The 14,736-nt window shown below is 65.9% G+C and carries 15 protein-coding genes; 14 read left to right on the top strand and 1 reads right to left on the bottom strand.

The features are described 5' to 3' along the window. The first annotated feature begins 41 nt into the window (after positions 1-41). From BHK69_RS27975 to BHK69_RS27965, 3 genes are read left to right on the top strand one after another with little or no spacing between them, the layout of a single operon-like run. Positions 42-308 (top strand): ribbon-helix-helix domain-containing protein, encoded by a 267-nt coding sequence (locus BHK69_RS27975; protein WP_069692963.1) that lies wholly within the window; start codon positions 42-44, stop codon positions 306-308. Beyond that, positions 298-594 carry a type II toxin-antitoxin system RelE/ParE family toxin gene (locus BHK69_RS27970; protein ID WP_069692962.1) on the top strand — a complete coding sequence of 99 codons (297 nt, stop codon included), beginning with the start codon at positions 298-300 and terminating at the stop codon, positions 592-594. Before BHK69_RS27975 ends, BHK69_RS27970 begins: the two co-directional genes overlap by 11 nt. 2 nt (positions 595-596) lie before the next feature. Then, the gene (locus BHK69_RS27965) at positions 597-1,151 is read left to right on the top strand and encodes a DUF3828 domain-containing protein (RefSeq protein WP_148663614.1); all 555 of its coding nucleotides are present in this window, start codon (positions 597-599) and stop codon (positions 1,149-1,151) included. Between the two features lie 111 nt (positions 1,152-1,262). Here the strand turns inward: BHK69_RS27965 and BHK69_RS27960 are convergent, their stop codons facing one another. Beyond that, complete coding sequence (locus BHK69_RS27960) at positions 1,263-3,254, bottom strand: glycosyltransferase family 2 protein (RefSeq protein WP_158516291.1); 1,992 nt, start codon at positions 3,252-3,254, stop codon at positions 1,263-1,265. Between the two features lie 229 nt (positions 3,255-3,483). On the opposite strand from BHK69_RS27960, the gene ybgC reads away from it, so the two are divergent. The 11 genes from ybgC to ftsH all read left to right on the top strand — a co-directional run bounded on the left by ybgC (position 3,484) and on the right by ftsH (position 14,627). Then, positions 3,484-3,894: a tol-pal system-associated acyl-CoA thioesterase gene (gene ybgC / locus BHK69_RS27955; RefSeq protein WP_069692959.1), complete on the top strand. Its 411-nt coding sequence runs from the start codon at positions 3,484-3,486 to the stop codon at positions 3,892-3,894. Between the two features lie 43 nt (positions 3,895-3,937). Next, the gene (locus BHK69_RS27950; RefSeq protein WP_069692958.1) at positions 3,938-4,591 is read left to right on the top strand and encodes a TetR/AcrR family transcriptional regulator; all 654 of its coding nucleotides are present in this window, start codon (positions 3,938-3,940) and stop codon (positions 4,589-4,591) included. 421 nt (positions 4,592-5,012) lie between these two features. Beyond that, entirely contained in the window at positions 5,013-5,453 is a 441-nt protein-coding gene (locus tag BHK69_RS27945; RefSeq protein WP_069692957.1) for a DUF2852 domain-containing protein, read from the top strand. A 433-nt stretch (positions 5,454-5,886) separates the two neighbouring features. Beyond that, positions 5,887-6,597 carry a protein TolQ gene (tolQ, locus tag BHK69_RS27940; RefSeq protein ID WP_069692956.1) on the top strand — a complete coding sequence of 237 codons (711 nt, stop codon included), beginning with the start codon at positions 5,887-5,889 and terminating at the stop codon, positions 6,595-6,597. Between the two features lie 11 nt (positions 6,598-6,608). Then, positions 6,609-7,055 (top strand): ExbD/TolR family protein, encoded by a 447-nt coding sequence (locus BHK69_RS27935; protein WP_069692955.1) that lies wholly within the window; start codon positions 6,609-6,611, stop codon positions 7,053-7,055. Between the two features lie 28 nt (positions 7,056-7,083). Further along, positions 7,084-8,289 (top strand): cell envelope integrity protein TolA, encoded by a 1,206-nt coding sequence (tolA, locus tag BHK69_RS27930; RefSeq protein WP_199578995.1) that lies wholly within the window; start codon positions 7,084-7,086, stop codon positions 8,287-8,289. Continuing rightward, complete coding sequence (tolB, locus tag BHK69_RS27925; protein ID WP_199578993.1) at positions 8,286-9,632, top strand: Tol-Pal system beta propeller repeat protein TolB; 1,347 nt, start codon at positions 8,286-8,288, stop codon at positions 9,630-9,632. Before tolA ends, tolB begins: the two co-directional genes overlap by 4 nt. Positions 9,633-9,974: 342 nt before the next feature. Then, on the top strand, positions 9,975-10,478 hold the full coding sequence (gene pal, locus BHK69_RS27920; RefSeq protein WP_069692953.1) for a peptidoglycan-associated lipoprotein Pal: 504 nt from the start codon (positions 9,975-9,977) through the stop codon (positions 10,476-10,478). 128 nt (positions 10,479-10,606) lie between these two features. Next, positions 10,607-11,539 (top strand): tol-pal system protein YbgF, encoded by a 933-nt coding sequence (gene ybgF / locus BHK69_RS27915; protein ID WP_069692952.1) that lies wholly within the window; start codon positions 10,607-10,609, stop codon positions 11,537-11,539. After that, positions 11,536-12,591: a tRNA lysidine(34) synthetase TilS gene (gene tilS, locus BHK69_RS27910; protein WP_083269920.1), complete on the top strand. Its 1,056-nt coding sequence runs from the start codon at positions 11,536-11,538 to the stop codon at positions 12,589-12,591. The genes ybgF and tilS overlap by 4 nt, the downstream gene beginning before the upstream one ends. Positions 12,592-12,701: 110 nt before the next feature. Continuing rightward, positions 12,702-14,627: an ATP-dependent zinc metalloprotease FtsH gene (gene ftsH, locus BHK69_RS27905; protein ID WP_069694026.1), complete on the top strand. Its 1,926-nt coding sequence runs from the start codon at positions 12,702-12,704 to the stop codon at positions 14,625-14,627. Positions 14,628-14,736: the final 109 nt, after the last annotated feature.

Here is a 14,736-nt window from a genome sequence, read left to right as displayed (position 1 = left end):
GACTTAGCCTGCATTATTCTTGCGGCAGGAGGAGATGATCAATGGCCGTCAGACTGCCCCCGGACATCGAGGCGCTGGTTACCGCGCGCGTCAGCAGCGGCGAGTTCTCCAGCCCGGAAGACGTGGTGCGCTCCGCCATGGCGCCCTGGATCGAGCGTGAGCGCCTGCGGGAAGCTGCTCTTGTGCAGGTTCGCGCGAAGATTGCCGAAGGGGACGCAGACGAGACCGACCTGACATCGTCCGCCGTCCGCAAGCATCTCGACGAGGTCGCCGCGGCTCTGCTGAGACACGATCCGGATGCCGCTTGAGCTTGTCTATTCAGGCAAGGCGCTGGCCGATCTCGAGAGCATTCTGCGCTATATCGCCGGTGACAGTCCCCGCGCCGCGAGACGGTGGGTCGCTGCCGTCGAAGCAAGGTGCGAGAGCTTGCGATCGTTTCCGGAACTGGGTGTCGAGCGGCCCGATATCGCTGCAGGTTTGCGCATTTTCCCGTTTCGCCGCTCTGTCATCGCCTATCGCGTCTTGCCGGGCCGGATCAGGATCGTGCGCGTGCTCCATGGCGGTCAGGACTACGCGGCGCTGATGGGGGACTGAGCGTGACGCTTATTTCGAAACTGGTTGGGGCCGGCGTCGTCGTGGCATTGGTTGCCTGCGCGATGCCTGGTGCGAGCCATGCGCAGGTCGCCTCGTCCACCCCCGAAGCCACGGTCCGCGAGGCCTATGCGATCACGATCCGCGAGCTTGCCGACATCGAGGCCGGCAAGCCCGCCAAGCCGCCTTTCCGGCCACCGCACCGGCAGCGATTGATGACCAAGGAGTTCTCGGCGCTGTTCGCGCGCGACGAGCAATTCATGAAAGAGAGCGGCGAGCAGGGCAATATCGGCTCTGATCCCTTCATCAGCGGGCAGGATGGCGAGGTCAAGCAACTGCGGGTCACGGTCGCTGAGCGCTCAGTCGCGAACGCTACGGTCTTCGCCGACTTCATCAGCTTCGGCCCGGTGCGCGTCACCTTCCGGATGAAGCTGGAAGATGGGCGCTGGCGCATCGACGACATCGTCAACCGGATGGAGGGCAAGGACTACACGGTTCGCAGCCAGCTTTCGCAGCCCTATGATTGCGGCTCCTTCATGAAAAAGCCCTGCAAGCGGTAGCGCTAGAACCGACCCGTCAATTTATCCGCCTAGAGCCTGCGCAGGCTCCGGGCAGATATAAAGCCGTAGGCCTGCTTCCTTGGGATCAGGGGCGTCGGTAGGTTTGCCTGCTCAGTTGGGCTTGCGCCAGGGCTCCCAAGACGCCCGCTGTCGCGGTGGCCAGGCGAGTGCGAAATCGTCGGCGGTATTGTCGAAATTGGGGCTGTAGAACGGATCATTCAGCAATTCGCCGCGCCAGGATGCCTGCATGAAGCGGCATTCGCGGCGGAAGCGGTCTCGCGTGTCCGGCCTGTCGTCGGAGGGGCGCGAGGCCGATTCGAGATGGTAGAGCACGGCATTGGGCGTCCAGACGACACGCAGGCCATGCTGGCGGACCTTCATGCACAGGTCGACGTCGTTGAAGGCGACCTTGAGCCTGGTATCGTCCAAGCCTCCGACAGCCTCGTAGACGTCGCGGCGGATCGCCAGGCAGGCTCCGGTGACGGCGCCGACGTCTCGGGTCAGGCCGAGATGGCCGAAATAGCCGGGATCCGTAGCGCTGCGGAACAGGCCGATATGGCCGGCGATACCGGGGCCGCCGTCGAAGGAGCCGGCGCCGAGCCTGACCCCGGCATGCTGGATCTTTCCGCTGCCGTAGAGGAGCTTTGCACCGACAGCGCCGATATCGCACCGAACCGCGAGGCTGACCAACTCGTTGAGCCAGTCGTCGGCGATGACCTCGATGTCGTTGTTGAGCAGGAGCAGGATATCGCCCCGCGCCTGTCGGGCGGCGACATTGTTAAGGGCGGAGTAGTTGAACTCTCCGTCGATGCGCAAGATGCGCACGCGCTCGTCGCGTTCGAGGGTGTCCAGCAGAGCCAGGGCATCGTCCTCGACGCTGCCATTGTCGACGACGATGATCTCGAGCGCGGGATAGGCCGTCTGTCGCAGCAGCCCGTCCATGCAACTGCGCAGAAGTGCGGCGCGATCGCGCGTCGGCACGATGACCGTGACGAGAGGCGCCGGATCGGGGACCGGCCATGCGACGCGGTTCCATATCCTGGCGAGCGGTGCTTCCGAGACCTTGGCGGCGCTGTGCCCCATGCGGTCGAGATGCCGCCTCACGGCCATGCGGGCATTGCGCAGGCAGGCTTCCAGGCGCCGCTGCGAGAAAGAACCGCCGCCGGATTCCTGTCGCCAGTGATACAGAACGAACGGAATATGCCTGATGCGGCTCGGATCGATCACCTCGATCGCGCGCAAGGCGAGATCGTAATCCTGGCTGCCGTCCAGCGATGGGTCGAGGCCGCCGACCCGCTCGAGCAAGGCCCTGCGGTAGACCGCGAGATGGTTGATCAGGTTCTGGCCCAGCAACAGATCGTAACTATATTCCGGCTTGAAATAGGGCTCGCTGCGCCGGCCGACCTCATCGATCTTGTCCTCGTCGGAAAACAGCAGATCGGTCCCGGGATGCCGCTCAAGCTCGGCGGCGATTTCATAGAGCGCCCGCTCGGCCAGGAGATCGTCATGGTCGAGCAAGGCGACGAATTCGCCCGTTGCGAGCGCGAGCGCGCTATTGGTCGCTTCCGCGATGCCGCCATTTGTCTCGCGGCGAATCCAGCAAATGCGCGAGTCCAGCGCGGCCTGTTCGCGCAGGATGTCGGTGACATGGCTGGAGGGCGATGCGTCGTCGGCGATGCAGAGTTCCCAATGCGGGTAGACTTGGCCGCGCACCGACTCGATCGTTTCGCGCAGGATGCGCGCAGGCGTCTGATAGGCCGGCACCACCACCGAAATCAGCGGGCGGCGGGGCATTGCCGCGATATGGCGGCGGATCGCGGACCGGTTGGCGGCGTTCAATGTGTCGTAGGACGAAATCCATTTGCTGTAGGAAAATCCGGCCCGGGGCCGCATGGCCGGAGGCGCGAAGGGGGCTGCGAGCAGGTCTCCGACGGCCGGCCAGCCGCCGCTCGAGTAGCGCTGCCTGGCCAGCTCCAGGCGGCGGGACATCCGCTGAGGGGTCGCCAGCCAGTAGCACAACCGTGTCGCGGCGCGAGCATAGGAGCCCTTTCGCTGCCACCATGTGCTGTCGGCTATCTTGTAGACTGTTTGATGCAGGACCATCCGCGCCTCGTGCTGCGTCCGGACGGAATTGCCCGGCAACCGTTGTGGCTGCGGATGCCGCTGCCGCGGCGTGGCGCTTCTTGGGCAGTTGATCGACGGAAATGTCGCCCGGCGTTGCCGGATTGTTTCAGGCTCACGGCTGCGCCCGATCGTGCTAGAGCGCCGGTGGACCCATCGCCGAGGCCCTGCATGTCCGCATGCGGCGCCTTCGCTCAGCAGAGTTTCGATCGTGACCGTCCACCGGCTTTCCATCCGCGTCTATTACGAGGACACCGATTTTTCCGGCGTCGTCTACCACGCCTCCTATCTGCGCTTCATGGAGCGCGGGCGCACCGAATTGATCCGGTCGCTGGGCATCGAGCAGCGCGAATTGTTCGATGGCGGCACCGCGCTCGGCTTCGCCGTGCGCAAGATGGCGATCGAGTTTATCCGGCCGGCGGTGATGGACGATCTTTTGACGGTGGAGACACGCTCGGTCGCGGCGCGCGGGGCGACCATGGATGTCGAGCAGCGGGTGCTGCGCGGCGAGGAGGTCCTGGTCACGGCCCAGGTCCTGGTCGCCTGCGTCGGCGGTGGGCGGGCGCGGCGGATTCCGGACGGACTCAGACGCAAGCTTGAGGGCGGGACGGACGACGCGTAATGCGTGGTCGACGCTGGCCTGGCGCCATGTTAGCGCTCGATACATGAGTTGGAAGCGCAACACCCCCGATCCGCCACGCGGCTATCATCACGGCAATCTCAAGGAAGAGCTCGTGCGCGCCGCGCTCGGGCTGATCGGGGAGAAGGGGCCCAATGGCTTCACCTTCGCCGAGGCCGCGCGGCTCGCCGGCGTCAGCCCGGCCGCGCCCTACCGGCATTACCGCGACAAGGACGCGCTGCTGGCCGATGTCGCGGCGCGCGGCTTCCTGGTGTTCGAGGCCGCGCTGTCGCGCGCCTGGGACCAGGGCAGGCCAGATCCGGAGACGGCGTTCCACCGGCTCGGGCGCGCCTATCTCGCCTTCGCTCATGACGAGCCGGCCTATTACTCGGCGATGTTCGAGGCCGGAGTGCCGCTCGATGCGAGCCCGGAACTGCGCAGCGCGGCGGACCGCGCTTTCCAGGGCCTGCGCGCCGCCTCCGAGGCCTTGATCGTGTTGCTGCCGGTGGGCAAACGGCCGCCGGCGCTGATGATGGCGCTGCATGTCTGGTCGATGTCGCATGGCGTCGCGGCGCTGTTCGGCCGCGCCGATGGCGGCCGGCGGCCCTTGCCTATGTCGGCGGCCGAGCTGCTCGAAGCCGGCATGCTGATTTATCTGCAGGGGCTGGGGTTTAATCCCGTCAAGGATTCGAGCCCATGAGCGATGCGTGGCTGCAAGTCCTAGAGTAATTCCCGATCCAATCGGATCGTTAAATTGCTCTATCTCTTTGTTTTAACGCGTTTTATTCACGAAGAGCCGCCAACGCGCAACCCTAGTGGCAGACGATCTTGATTTTGCCGTTCCGCGTCTTCTCGCTTTCACAGAGCCCTTGATCGGTTGCTTCTCTCCGATGCGTAGCGCAGCCGGACAGGATCAGCAGGCCGAGAAGGGCGACAAGCATGCGGGTCATGGCGCCATTGTACCGGAGCGGGCGTCTGCCCGCCATGAGCGGATAAACGCGTGGCCAGACGCCCCCTCACCCTGTTGCAAACGGGCTTTCGCGCGGTTCTTGACAAATCGCCGGCCCGCATCCATTTATGTAAATGTGATTTACATTCACGTCTTTCACGGTGAGGAAACAATGCCGATCGTCGCGAAGCTGGACGAGTTTGGGAGAGGGGCCTGGATCGCCTTCACGGTCCTGGGCTTCATGGTTTGGTGGCCTCTGGGTCTGGCGACCCTGGCCTTTACGATAGGGAGTGGTCGCATGGGATGCGGATATGCCGGGGCCGGCCGTCAGGAATATCGGATGAGCCGTCTTCAGGAGAAGATGGACCGTCTGCGTAGCCGCATGGGCGGCGAGGGCGGTCGTTTCGGTGGCGGCGGCTGGCATCGTGGCCCGTCGAGCGGCAACCGCGCCTTCGACGAGTATCGCCAGGAGACGCTGCGTCGTCTCGAGGACGAGCAGCGCGAGTTCCACGACTTCCTGGGACGGCTGCGCATGGCCCGGGACAAGGCCGAGTTCGACCAGTTTATGGCCGACCGGCGCGGCGGAGAGGCCACTCCGCCCCCCGCTGGCTGACGCTCAAGACGCACGGCAACCTGTCGTTGCAGCCTCGCCCGCCCCGGACAACCGGGGCGGGCGTTTTCGTTTGCGGTTCCTGGCAAGAGCAGTTTCCGATCCAATTGGATCGTTCAACGGCTCTAGCTCCTTGTTTTAACGCGTTTTCTTCACGCGAACCGGCATCCACTTCGCTCGAAAACGCTCCAGGCCTGCGTTGGCGGCATGGCGCGTATACCGGGCATTAACCTTGCTGGAGGCTTAACTCGATCCCGAGCATGCGTTTCGCAGGAAACCCCGTTTCGGCCCATCTTTCGCCGGATTTTCAAGCGATTGACGGCACCGGCAGTTCCCCGGATCGCGGATCGGGCGGCGGCGTGGGGTCTCTCGCGACGCGTGCGGCGGGGTTGCGTCGGGGAATCCGGCGCACTCGCTGATGCAGAAGGATGACAGGATGAACCCCGCCGATGTCGCGCAAGCCGCGCCGCAGATCGACATGTCGTTCTGGACGCTGTTCTGGCACGCTCATATCGTCGTCAAGCTGGTGATGTGCGGATTGATCGGCGCCTCGATCTGGTGCTGGTCGATCATTATCGACAAATCGCTGCTCTATCGCCGCACGCGCCGGGACATGGACGCCTTCGAGGAGGGGTTCTGGTCAGGCCGTTCGCTCGAGGAGCTCTATCGCGACCTCTCCAGCAAGCCGGCCAATGACATGGCTGCCGTCTTCGTCGCAGCGATGCGGGAGTGGAAGCGCTCCTTCGAGAATGGCGGGCGCTCGGTCGCCAGCCTGTCGCAGCGCATCGACAAGGTGCTCGACGTCACCATCCAGCGCGAGACCGAGCGGCTCGAATCGAAGCTGCTCGTGCTCTCGACCATCGCCTCCTCGGCACCCTTCATCGGCCTGTTCGGCACGGTCTGGGGCATCATGCACTCCTTCACCGCCATCGCCGTCTCGAAGAATTCGTCGCTTGCCGTGGTGGCGCCCGGCATCGCCGAGGCGCTGTTTGCCACCGCGATCGGCCTGTTCGCCGCGATTCCGGCACTGATGGCCTATAACAAGCTCCAAGCCGAGGTCGCCAAGGCGCAGAATCGGCTGGAGGCCTTCGCCGACGAATTCTCCGCGATCCTGTCGCGGCAGATCGACGAGCGGCTGGCGGCGTAGGGGCAAGCGAAATGGGTATGTCAGCAGCATCCGGCGCGAAGGCCGGGGGGCGACGCGGCCGGCGGGGCCGGCGCCATGGCGCCATTGCCGAGATCAACATGACGCCGTTCATCGACGTCATGCTGGTGTTGCTGATCATCTTCATGGTCGCGGCGCCCCTGATCGCGACCGGTGTACCGCTCGATCTGCCGCAGACCGGCGCCAAGCCGATCAATGTCGACCAGAAGCCGGTCACCATCGCCATCGATAGCAAGGGCCAGATCTTTCTGCAGGACCAGCCGACGCTGGAGCCCGATCTGGTGATGAAGCTGCAGGGCCTCGCCAAGCAGGGCTTCGATGAACGCATCTATGTCCGCGGTGATCGCATGGTCGATTACGGCCGCGTCGCCTCGGTGATGTCGACCATCACCTCGGCGGGTTTCAAGCGGGTCGCGCTGGTCACCGAACCGGCGCGGTGAAGACGAGTGCAGTGAGGGTGTTCCAGGCGTGAAGCTTACGACCTCCGAACCGGGCATGATGGTGTCGGCGCTGGGCCACGCGACGTTTCTCGTCGCGGGGCTGCTGGCGTTCGCCTCGCCGGTGCCGCTGCCGGAGAACGAGGAGGCGATCGCTGTCGAGGTGGTTGATCCCAGCGCGCTGAACCAGGTCACGCGCGGCGAACGCAAGGCCGAGAAGGTCCAGGAGCAGCCGATCCAGCGCGCCGAGCGCCAGTCCGAGATCGTCGAGCGCAAGGAGGCGGGCGAGGCCAAGCTGGACACGCCCGCGCCGCCGAGCCGGCCGGTTGAGCTCAAGCTCGCCGACGACAACGCGGCGGCACCGCTGCCGCCCTCGCGCGCTGCGCTGCTGCCGAAGGCCGAGCCGAAGGTCACGCCGCCGGAGCCGGTGAAGCAGCCGCCGCAGAAGGCTGAGCCCAAGGCGGAGCCGAAGCCCGATATCAAGCGCGAGGAATTGGCGAAGCTCGCCGAGGACGCCGAACTCGAATCCAAGGCGAAGCAGGCCGAGGAAGAGGCCAAGGCCGCCGCCAAGGCGAAGTCCGAAGCCGAGGCTCAGGCCAAGCAAGAGGCGGCCGCCAAGGCCAAGGCCGACGCGCAGGCCAAGGCGGAAGCCGCCGAGGCCGCGAAGCAGAAGGCCGAAGCCATCGCCAAGGCAAAGGCTGAAGCCGAGGCCAAGGCGAAGATCGTCGCTGCCGCAAAGGCGAAGCAGGAGGCCGAGGCCAAGGCCAAGCGCGAGGCTGAGATCGCCAAGAACTTCAACCCCACCGATATCGCCAAGCTGCTGCAGTCGAAGGAGCAGGCGCAATCCTCGGGATCGGCTGCGCCGCAGGTCAACCGTACGGCTTCGTTGGGCACCGAGCGCGGCGCGGCGCAGAAGCTCAGCCCTTCGCTCCGGGCTCAGCTCATCGGCATCATCCAGGACCAGTTGCTGAAGTGCTGGAACGTGCCGATCGCGCTCGCCAACGCCAAGGGCTCGGTGGTGCCTTCCGTGCGGATGAAGCTGAACACTGACGGCTCGCTGGTGGGGCAGCCTGGCGTCGTCAACTCTTCGTCAGATCCGCTGTTCAGGGTGGCAGCCGATTCAGCCCTCACTGCAACCCGCCGCTGCGCGCCATTGCGCATTCCGGCTCAATTCGCTTCCTATTATGACGACTGGCGCGACGTCGTCGTCAATTTCGACGCAAGGGACGTACTGTGACCCTCATCAACCGCAAAATCCTTTCGCCGGTTGCCAACGGACTGACGCGTCGCGGCGCGCTTGCCCTGGGCGGCGCGGCGTTGCTCGCCCCAGCCGTGGCGAAGGCCGAACTCGTCATCGATCTGCGTGGCGGCTCGTTCCAGCCGCTGCCGATCGCCGTTGCCGATTTTGCCGGCGATGGCGGCGTTCTGGTCTCGGGCGTGATCACCAATAATCTCAAGCGCTCCGGCTATTTCACGCCGATCGACAAGAGCCGCCATCCCGACAGGAACCCGCCCTTCGATTCCGTCCCGCAATTCGAGGCCTGGAAGGCGGCCGGCGTCCAGGCGCTGGTGACCGGCCGTGTCTCGCGCGACGGTTCGGGCCGCATCAAGGCCGAATTCCGACTCTGGGACGTGACCACCGGCACGCAGACCGACGGCCAGCAATATTTCACCGACCCGAGCAACAACCGCCGCGTCGGCCACATCATTTCCGATGCGATCTTCACCAAGGTCACCGGCGTCGGCGGCTTCTTCGACACGCGCGTCGTCTTCGTCGACGAATCCGGGCCGAAGGAGAACCGGCGCAAGCGCCTCGCCATCATGGACCAGGACGGCGCCAATGTGCGCTATCTGACCAATGGCGACGTCTCCGTGGTGACGCCGCGCTACTCGCCGGTGGCCCAGGAGGTCACTTATATGTCGCAGCGCATGGGCGAGCAGCCGCGCGTGCATGTGCTCAACATCGAGACCGGCCAGCGCCAGGTCGTCGGCAATTTCCCCGACATGACCTCGAGCCCGCGCTTTTCGCCCAATGGTGCGCGCATCGCGCTCTCCCTCCAGCAGGGCGGCAACGCCAATCTTTACGCCATGGATATCGGCTCGCGCACCACGACGCGGCTGACCTCGACGGGCGCGATCGACACCTCGCCGTCCTATTCGCCTGATGGCACGCAGATCGTCTTCGAGAGCGACCGCGGCGGTTCGCAGCAGCTCTATCTGATGCCTGCCGGGGGCGGGGAGGGCAAGCGCCTCTCCTTCGGCGCAGGCTCCTATTCGCAGCCCTCATGGTCGCCGCGCGGCGATCTGATCGCCTTCACCCGGCGTGGCTCGGGTGGTTTCGCAATCGGCGTGATGCGTGCGGACGGTTCGGGCGAGCGAGTCCTGACCGAGGGGTTCCACAATGAAGCGCCGAACTGGGCGCCCAATGGCCAGTACATCATGTTCTTCCGCGACCCCGGCGGGCAGTCGGGTGGAAAACTCTATATGGTCGACATCACCGGGCGCGTCGAAGTGCCGGTGCCGACGCCGGCCTTCGCCTCGGACCCGACCTGGTCGCCGCTGCTGACGGCGGGCAGGTGATGCGGCTCCTGTCCTGAGCCCTCATCCTGAGGAGCGGGCGCCAGCCCGCGTCTCGAAGGATGTTTAGCTGTCTTGGGAGCCACCTGAAGCATCCTTCGAGACGCCGCTTTGCGGTTCCTCAGGATGAGGGCTGTGCAGGATCGAGGGACAAGAGGCGATGTATTCGCGCCACACAGCCTGGAAAGCCGCATTTCTCAGCGTTTGGTTAACCATATGCCGCAATGCCGCCACTTCGCCTTGTTTTGGCAAGGTCTCGTTTAGGTTGACGCTTCATTGATGGGCTCCTGTGCAACGCCGTCCGTGAGCCGCGCCCCGCAGATTCGATTGCCCCGGAGTCAAACCATGCTTGCCACTCTTCTTGCCGGCGGCCGCGCCGTCCGCTTCGCCGCCGCGATCGCGGCCTCGCTCGCGCTCGGCGCCTGCGCCAACAACAACCAGAATGCCGACGGCTTCGGCGCCGGCGGCGCCGCCACGCCCGGCAGCGCCCAGGATTTCGTCGTCAATATCGGTGACCGCGTCTTCTTCGAAACCGACTCGACCGATCTGACGTCGACCGCGACCGCCACGCTCGACAAGCAGTCGGCCTGGCTGCAACGTTATCCGCGTTACACCTTCGTGGTCGAAGGTCATGCCGACGAGCGCGGCACGCGCGAATACAACTTCTCGCTCTCGGCCCGCCGGGCCCAGACCGTGCGCGACTACCTCGCTTCGCGCGGCATCCAGGGCAACCGGATGCGCATCGTCTCCTATGGCAAGGAGCGCCCGGTCGCGGTCTGCAACGACATCTCGTGCTGGTCGCAGAACCGCCGCTCGGTGACGGTGCTCGACGGGGCCGGCGGCGTCTGATCGCTGTCCAGCCTCCCGATCAAGCTCGGGCCGGCGCCTTCCGAAGAGGAAGCCGCCGGCCCTTTCATATTTTGGCCGTGGTGAGGGCGTGTTATAGCGCCGAAACCAAGTGCAACCGGTTGTCGACAATGCTCAGAGACGTCGCTCTTCACCGCAAGGCCCATTCCCTGCTGGTCGTTCTGGCCGCAGGCTGGATGGCGTTGGCCATGGCGGCTCCGGCGCGAGCCCAGGACGCGGCCGAACTCACCGTGCGCACCGCGCGGCTCGAGAACCAGCTGCGTCAGCTCTCCGGGCAGATCGAGCAGCTCCAGTTCGAGAACAAGCGTCTCTCCGAGCAATTGCGCAAGTTTCAGGAAGATGTCGATTTCCGCCTGAACGAGCGTGGCGGCGGCCGCGCCGGCGGCGCCGCGCCTGCAACGGCGCCGAGCAGCGCACCTGCTGGCGGCCAGCAGCGCCAGCGGCGCGGCGATGCCTTCGATCCCACGACGCAGCAAGGGGCAGCCGGTGCGCCGCGCTCGCTCGGAGGCGGCGTGGAGGGTATCATCGAGGAGGATTTCGCGGGAACGCCGGGCCAAGGTCCGCTCGACATCCAGGGCGTCGGGCGCCCGGTGCCGCAAGGCGCCTTGCCCCCGTCGGTTCCGCGGGGGCCGAGCGTGGCCGCGACCGGCGGCGCGAGCTCGGCCAAGGAAGCCTATGACATCGCCTACGCCTCGGTGCTGCGCAAGGAATACGAGCAGGCCGAGATGGGCTTCCGCCAGTTCCTGCAGAGCTATCCGCGCGACCGGCTCGCCGCCGACGCGACCTACTGGCTGGGCGAGAGCTATTTCCAGCGCCAGCGCTATCGCGAGGCGGCCGAGCAGTTCCTGAAGATTTCGCGCGAGAACCCGCGTTCGAACAAAGCGCCCGACAGCCTGCTCAGGCTCGGCATGGCCCTGAACGGGTTGGGCGCGCGCGATCAGGCCTGCGCCACCTATGCCAAGGTCGGCGTCGACTATCCCGCTGCCTCCAACGCCGTGCGTCAGGGTGTCGAGCGCGAGCGCCGCCGCTCCGGTTGCGCTTGAGCGCGCAGCCGGCCCTGGTCGCGGAGCACGAGCCGGTCCTCGCCGGCGAGGCGGAGGCGCTTTTCGCCGATCTCGCCAATGAACCCAGATTGCTCGTCGCGGTCTCGGGCGGGCCGGATTCGGTCGCGCTGTTGGCTTTGCTTGCTGAATGGGCGGGCCGTCCCGGACGGCCCGAGATCGTCGCCGCGACGATCGATCATGGTCTACGCGACGGTTCCGCTGCCGAGGCGCAGGCCGTGGCCCGGCTTTGCGACGGGCTCGGCGTTCCCCACGCGCTCCTGCCCTGGCTCGGCCCAAAGCCCGTGACCGGCTTGCAAAACCGGGCGCGAACAGCCCGCTACCATCTGCTCGCCCGCGAGGCCGAGCGGCGCGGCGGCGCGGCGGTCGTCACAGCCCATACGCTGGACGATCAGGCCGAGACCCTGCTGATGCGCATGGCGCACGGCTCGGGACCAGCCGGGCTTGTCGGCATGCGGACACGCAGCCGCCGGGACGGCATCGCGCTGGCGCGGCCGCTGCTGAGCGTCGCCAAGGCGCGGCTCGTTGCGACCGCCCGGGCACGCGGCCTGTGGTTCGCGGCCGATCCGAGCAATCTCGACCCGCGCTTCGAGCGCGTGCGCTGGCGCATGCTGATGCCGGTGCTGTCGGAGGCCGGGCTCGACGCCGATCGCCTGGGGACACTGGCGACGCGGCTGGCGCGCATGGAGAGGGCGCTGGCTAGCCAGGCCGAGGCGCTCTGGCCGGCGATGGTCATGCCCTGCGACGAGGCCGGTGCGGTCAAGCTTGGCTTCGCCGCCCTGCTCGCGCACCCTGAGGAGATGGTGTTGCGTCTGCTGGCGCGGGCCGTCGATAGCGTCGCGGCCGATGAAGACGCGGTGACGCGGCTGGAGAGGCTCGAAAGCTGCGGTTTTGCGTTGATTGAGGCGGCGCGGGCGCGGTTTGCCTTGACACGGACATTGTCGGGGTGCGTGCTGACGCTTGGTCGCGATGGTGTCCTTTGCGTGCGGCGCGAGCCTGTCCGCAAGCGGGGTGTTCACCCTGCGGCGTCATAAGGTCTGGTCGATCGGCCCGTTTCCCTTGGCAAGGGCGTGTGCCGCACCTAGATTAGCCTAGCAAACCCTTGGCCTCCTCCGGCATTCCGGCAGGCCCGATCGGACTGGTGATGAATCCGAACTTCCGTAACTTCGCCCTTTGGGTGGTGATCTTCCTGCTGGTTCTGGCGCTCGTCACGCTCTTCCAGAGCCCAAGCCAGCGTGCCAGCACCAATGAAATTCCCTACAGCCAGCTGATCAACGAGTCTGAGGCCGGGCGCATCGCTAATGTCGTGGTCGCCGGCCAGGAGATTTCCGGCACCTTCTCGGATGGCCGCAGCTTCGTGACCTATGCGCCTTATGGCGACCCGGCACTGCTCAAGACCTTGGCCCAGAAGGGCGTTCAGGTCTCGGCGCGGGCGCCGTCCGAGGGCACGCCCTGGTTCATGGCGCTGCTGGTGAACTCGCTGCCCTTCGTCATCTTCATCGGCCTGTGGATCTTCATGTCCCGCCAGATGCAGAACGGCGCCGGCAGGGCCATGGGCTTCGGCAAATCCAAGGCGAAGCTCCTGACCGAGGCGCATGGCCGCGTCACCTTCGAGGATGTCGCCGGCATCGACGAGGCCAAGGAAGATCTTCAGGAGATCGTCGAATTCCTGCGCGATCCGCAGAAGTTCCAGCGGCTGGGCGGGCGCATCCCGCGCGGCGTATTGCTGGTTGGCCCTCCCGGTACCGGCAAGACCTTGACCGCGCGCGCCGTCGCCGGCGAGGCGAACGTGCCGTTCTTCACGATCTCGGGTTCCGACTTCGTCGAGATGTTCGTCGGCGTCGGCGCGAGCCGTGTGCGCGATATGTTCGAGCAGGCCAAGAAGAACTCGCCCTGCATCATCTTCATCGACGAGATCGACGCGGTCGGCCGCCATCGCGGCGCCGGCCTCGGCGGCGGCAATGACGAGCGCGAGCAGACGCTCAATCAGCTCCTCGTCGAAATGGACGGCTTCGAGGCGAATGAGGGCGTCATCATCATCGCCGCCACCAACCGCCCTGACGTGCTCGACCCCGCGCTGCTGCGTCCGGGCCGTTTCGACCGCCAGATCGTCGTGCCGAACCCCGATGTCGCCGGTCGCGAGAAGATCCTGCGCGTCCATGTCCGCAAGGTGCCGATGGCGCCGGACGTCGACCTCAGGATTCTGGCCCGCGGCACGCCGGGTTTCTCGGGCGCCGACCTGATGAACCTCGTCAACGAGGCGGCGCTGCTCGCAGCCCGTCGCGGCAAGCGCATGGTCACCCATGGCGAATTCGAGGACGCCAAGGACAAGGTCATGATGGGCGCCGAGCGCAAATCCATGGCGATGTCCGAGGAAGAGAAGAAGCTGACCGCCTATCACGAGGCGGGCCACGCCATCGTCGGTCTTTATGTTCCCGCCGGCATCCCGGTCCATAAGGCGACGATCATCCCGCGCGGTCGTGCGCTCGGCATGGTCAAGTTCCTGCCGGAGGGCGACCGCTATTCCATGAAATTCAAGGAGTTCACCTCGCAGCTTGCGGTCGCCATGGGCGGGCGCGTGGCGGAAGAGATGACCTTCGGCATGGAGAACGTCACCTCGGGCGCGACCGGCGACATCCAGCAGGCGACCAAGATGGCCAAGGCCATGGTCACCCAGATGGGCTATTCCCAAGAGCTCGGCCTGGTCGCTTATGGCGACAACCAGGAGGAGGTTTTCCTCGGCATGTCGATGGGCCGGACCCAGAACTTGTCGGAGGCGACCGCGCAGAAGATCGATAGCGAGGTCCGCAAGCTCGTCCACCAAGGCTATCTCGACGCCAAGGCGATCCTGACCGAGCACCATGAACAGTTCGTCGAGGTGGCCGAGGCGCTGCTCGAATTCGAGACGTTGACCGGCGACGAGATCCGCGACCTGATCGCCGGCAAGCGCCCGGTGCGCGAGACCGACGACACCCCACATGCGCCGCGCGGTTCGGCGGTTCCCAGCGCCGGCCGCGGCCGCAAGCGCGGCGAACCCGACGCCGGGCTGGAGCCGCAGCCGCAGATCTGAGGCTAAGTCCTCTCCCGATTGGAAAAGGCGGCCGATACGGCCGCCTTTTTTCTTGTGGGCCGTAATCTTCTCCTGGAATGACGCAGTAGCTTCGAGTGTCGCGGCCCGA

It is taken from the genome of Bosea vaviloviae, from assembly GCF_001741865.1.
Taxonomy (GTDB): domain Bacteria; phylum Pseudomonadota; class Alphaproteobacteria; order Rhizobiales; family Beijerinckiaceae; genus Allobosea; species Allobosea vaviloviae.
This window is presented reverse-complemented; position numbering and strand designations above follow the sequence as displayed.

What these genes read in the sequence shown, in the direction of transcription:
- BHK69_RS27975 (WP_069692963.1), top strand. Translation starts at nt 42, where the DNA reads ATGGCCGTCAGACTGCCCCCGGACATCGAGGCGCTGGTTACCGCGCGC.
- BHK69_RS27970 (WP_069692962.1), top strand. Translation starts at nt 298, where the DNA reads ATGCCGCTTGAGCTTGTCTATTCAGGCAAGGCGCTGGCCGATCTCGAG.
- BHK69_RS27960 (WP_158516291.1), bottom strand. Translation starts at nt 3,254, where the DNA reads ATGGTCCTGCATCAAACAGTCTACAAGATAGCCGACAGCACATGGTGG.
- BHK69_RS27950 (WP_069692958.1), top strand. Translation starts at nt 3,938, where the DNA reads ATGAGTTGGAAGCGCAACACCCCCGATCCGCCACGCGGCTATCATCAC.
- BHK69_RS27945 (WP_069692957.1), top strand. Translation starts at nt 5,013, where the DNA reads ATGCCGATCGTCGCGAAGCTGGACGAGTTTGGGAGAGGGGCCTGGATC.
- tolQ (WP_069692956.1), top strand. Translation starts at nt 5,887, where the DNA reads ATGAACCCCGCCGATGTCGCGCAAGCCGCGCCGCAGATCGACATGTCG.
- BHK69_RS27935 (WP_069692955.1), top strand. Translation starts at nt 6,609, where the DNA reads ATGGGTATGTCAGCAGCATCCGGCGCGAAGGCCGGGGGGCGACGCGGC.
- pal (WP_069692953.1), top strand. Translation starts at nt 9,975, where the DNA reads ATGCTTGCCACTCTTCTTGCCGGCGGCCGCGCCGTCCGCTTCGCCGCC.
- ybgF (WP_069692952.1), top strand. Translation starts at nt 10,607, where the DNA reads ATGCTCAGAGACGTCGCTCTTCACCGCAAGGCCCATTCCCTGCTGGTC.
- ftsH (WP_069694026.1), top strand. Translation starts at nt 12,702, where the DNA reads ATGAATCCGAACTTCCGTAACTTCGCCCTTTGGGTGGTGATCTTCCTG.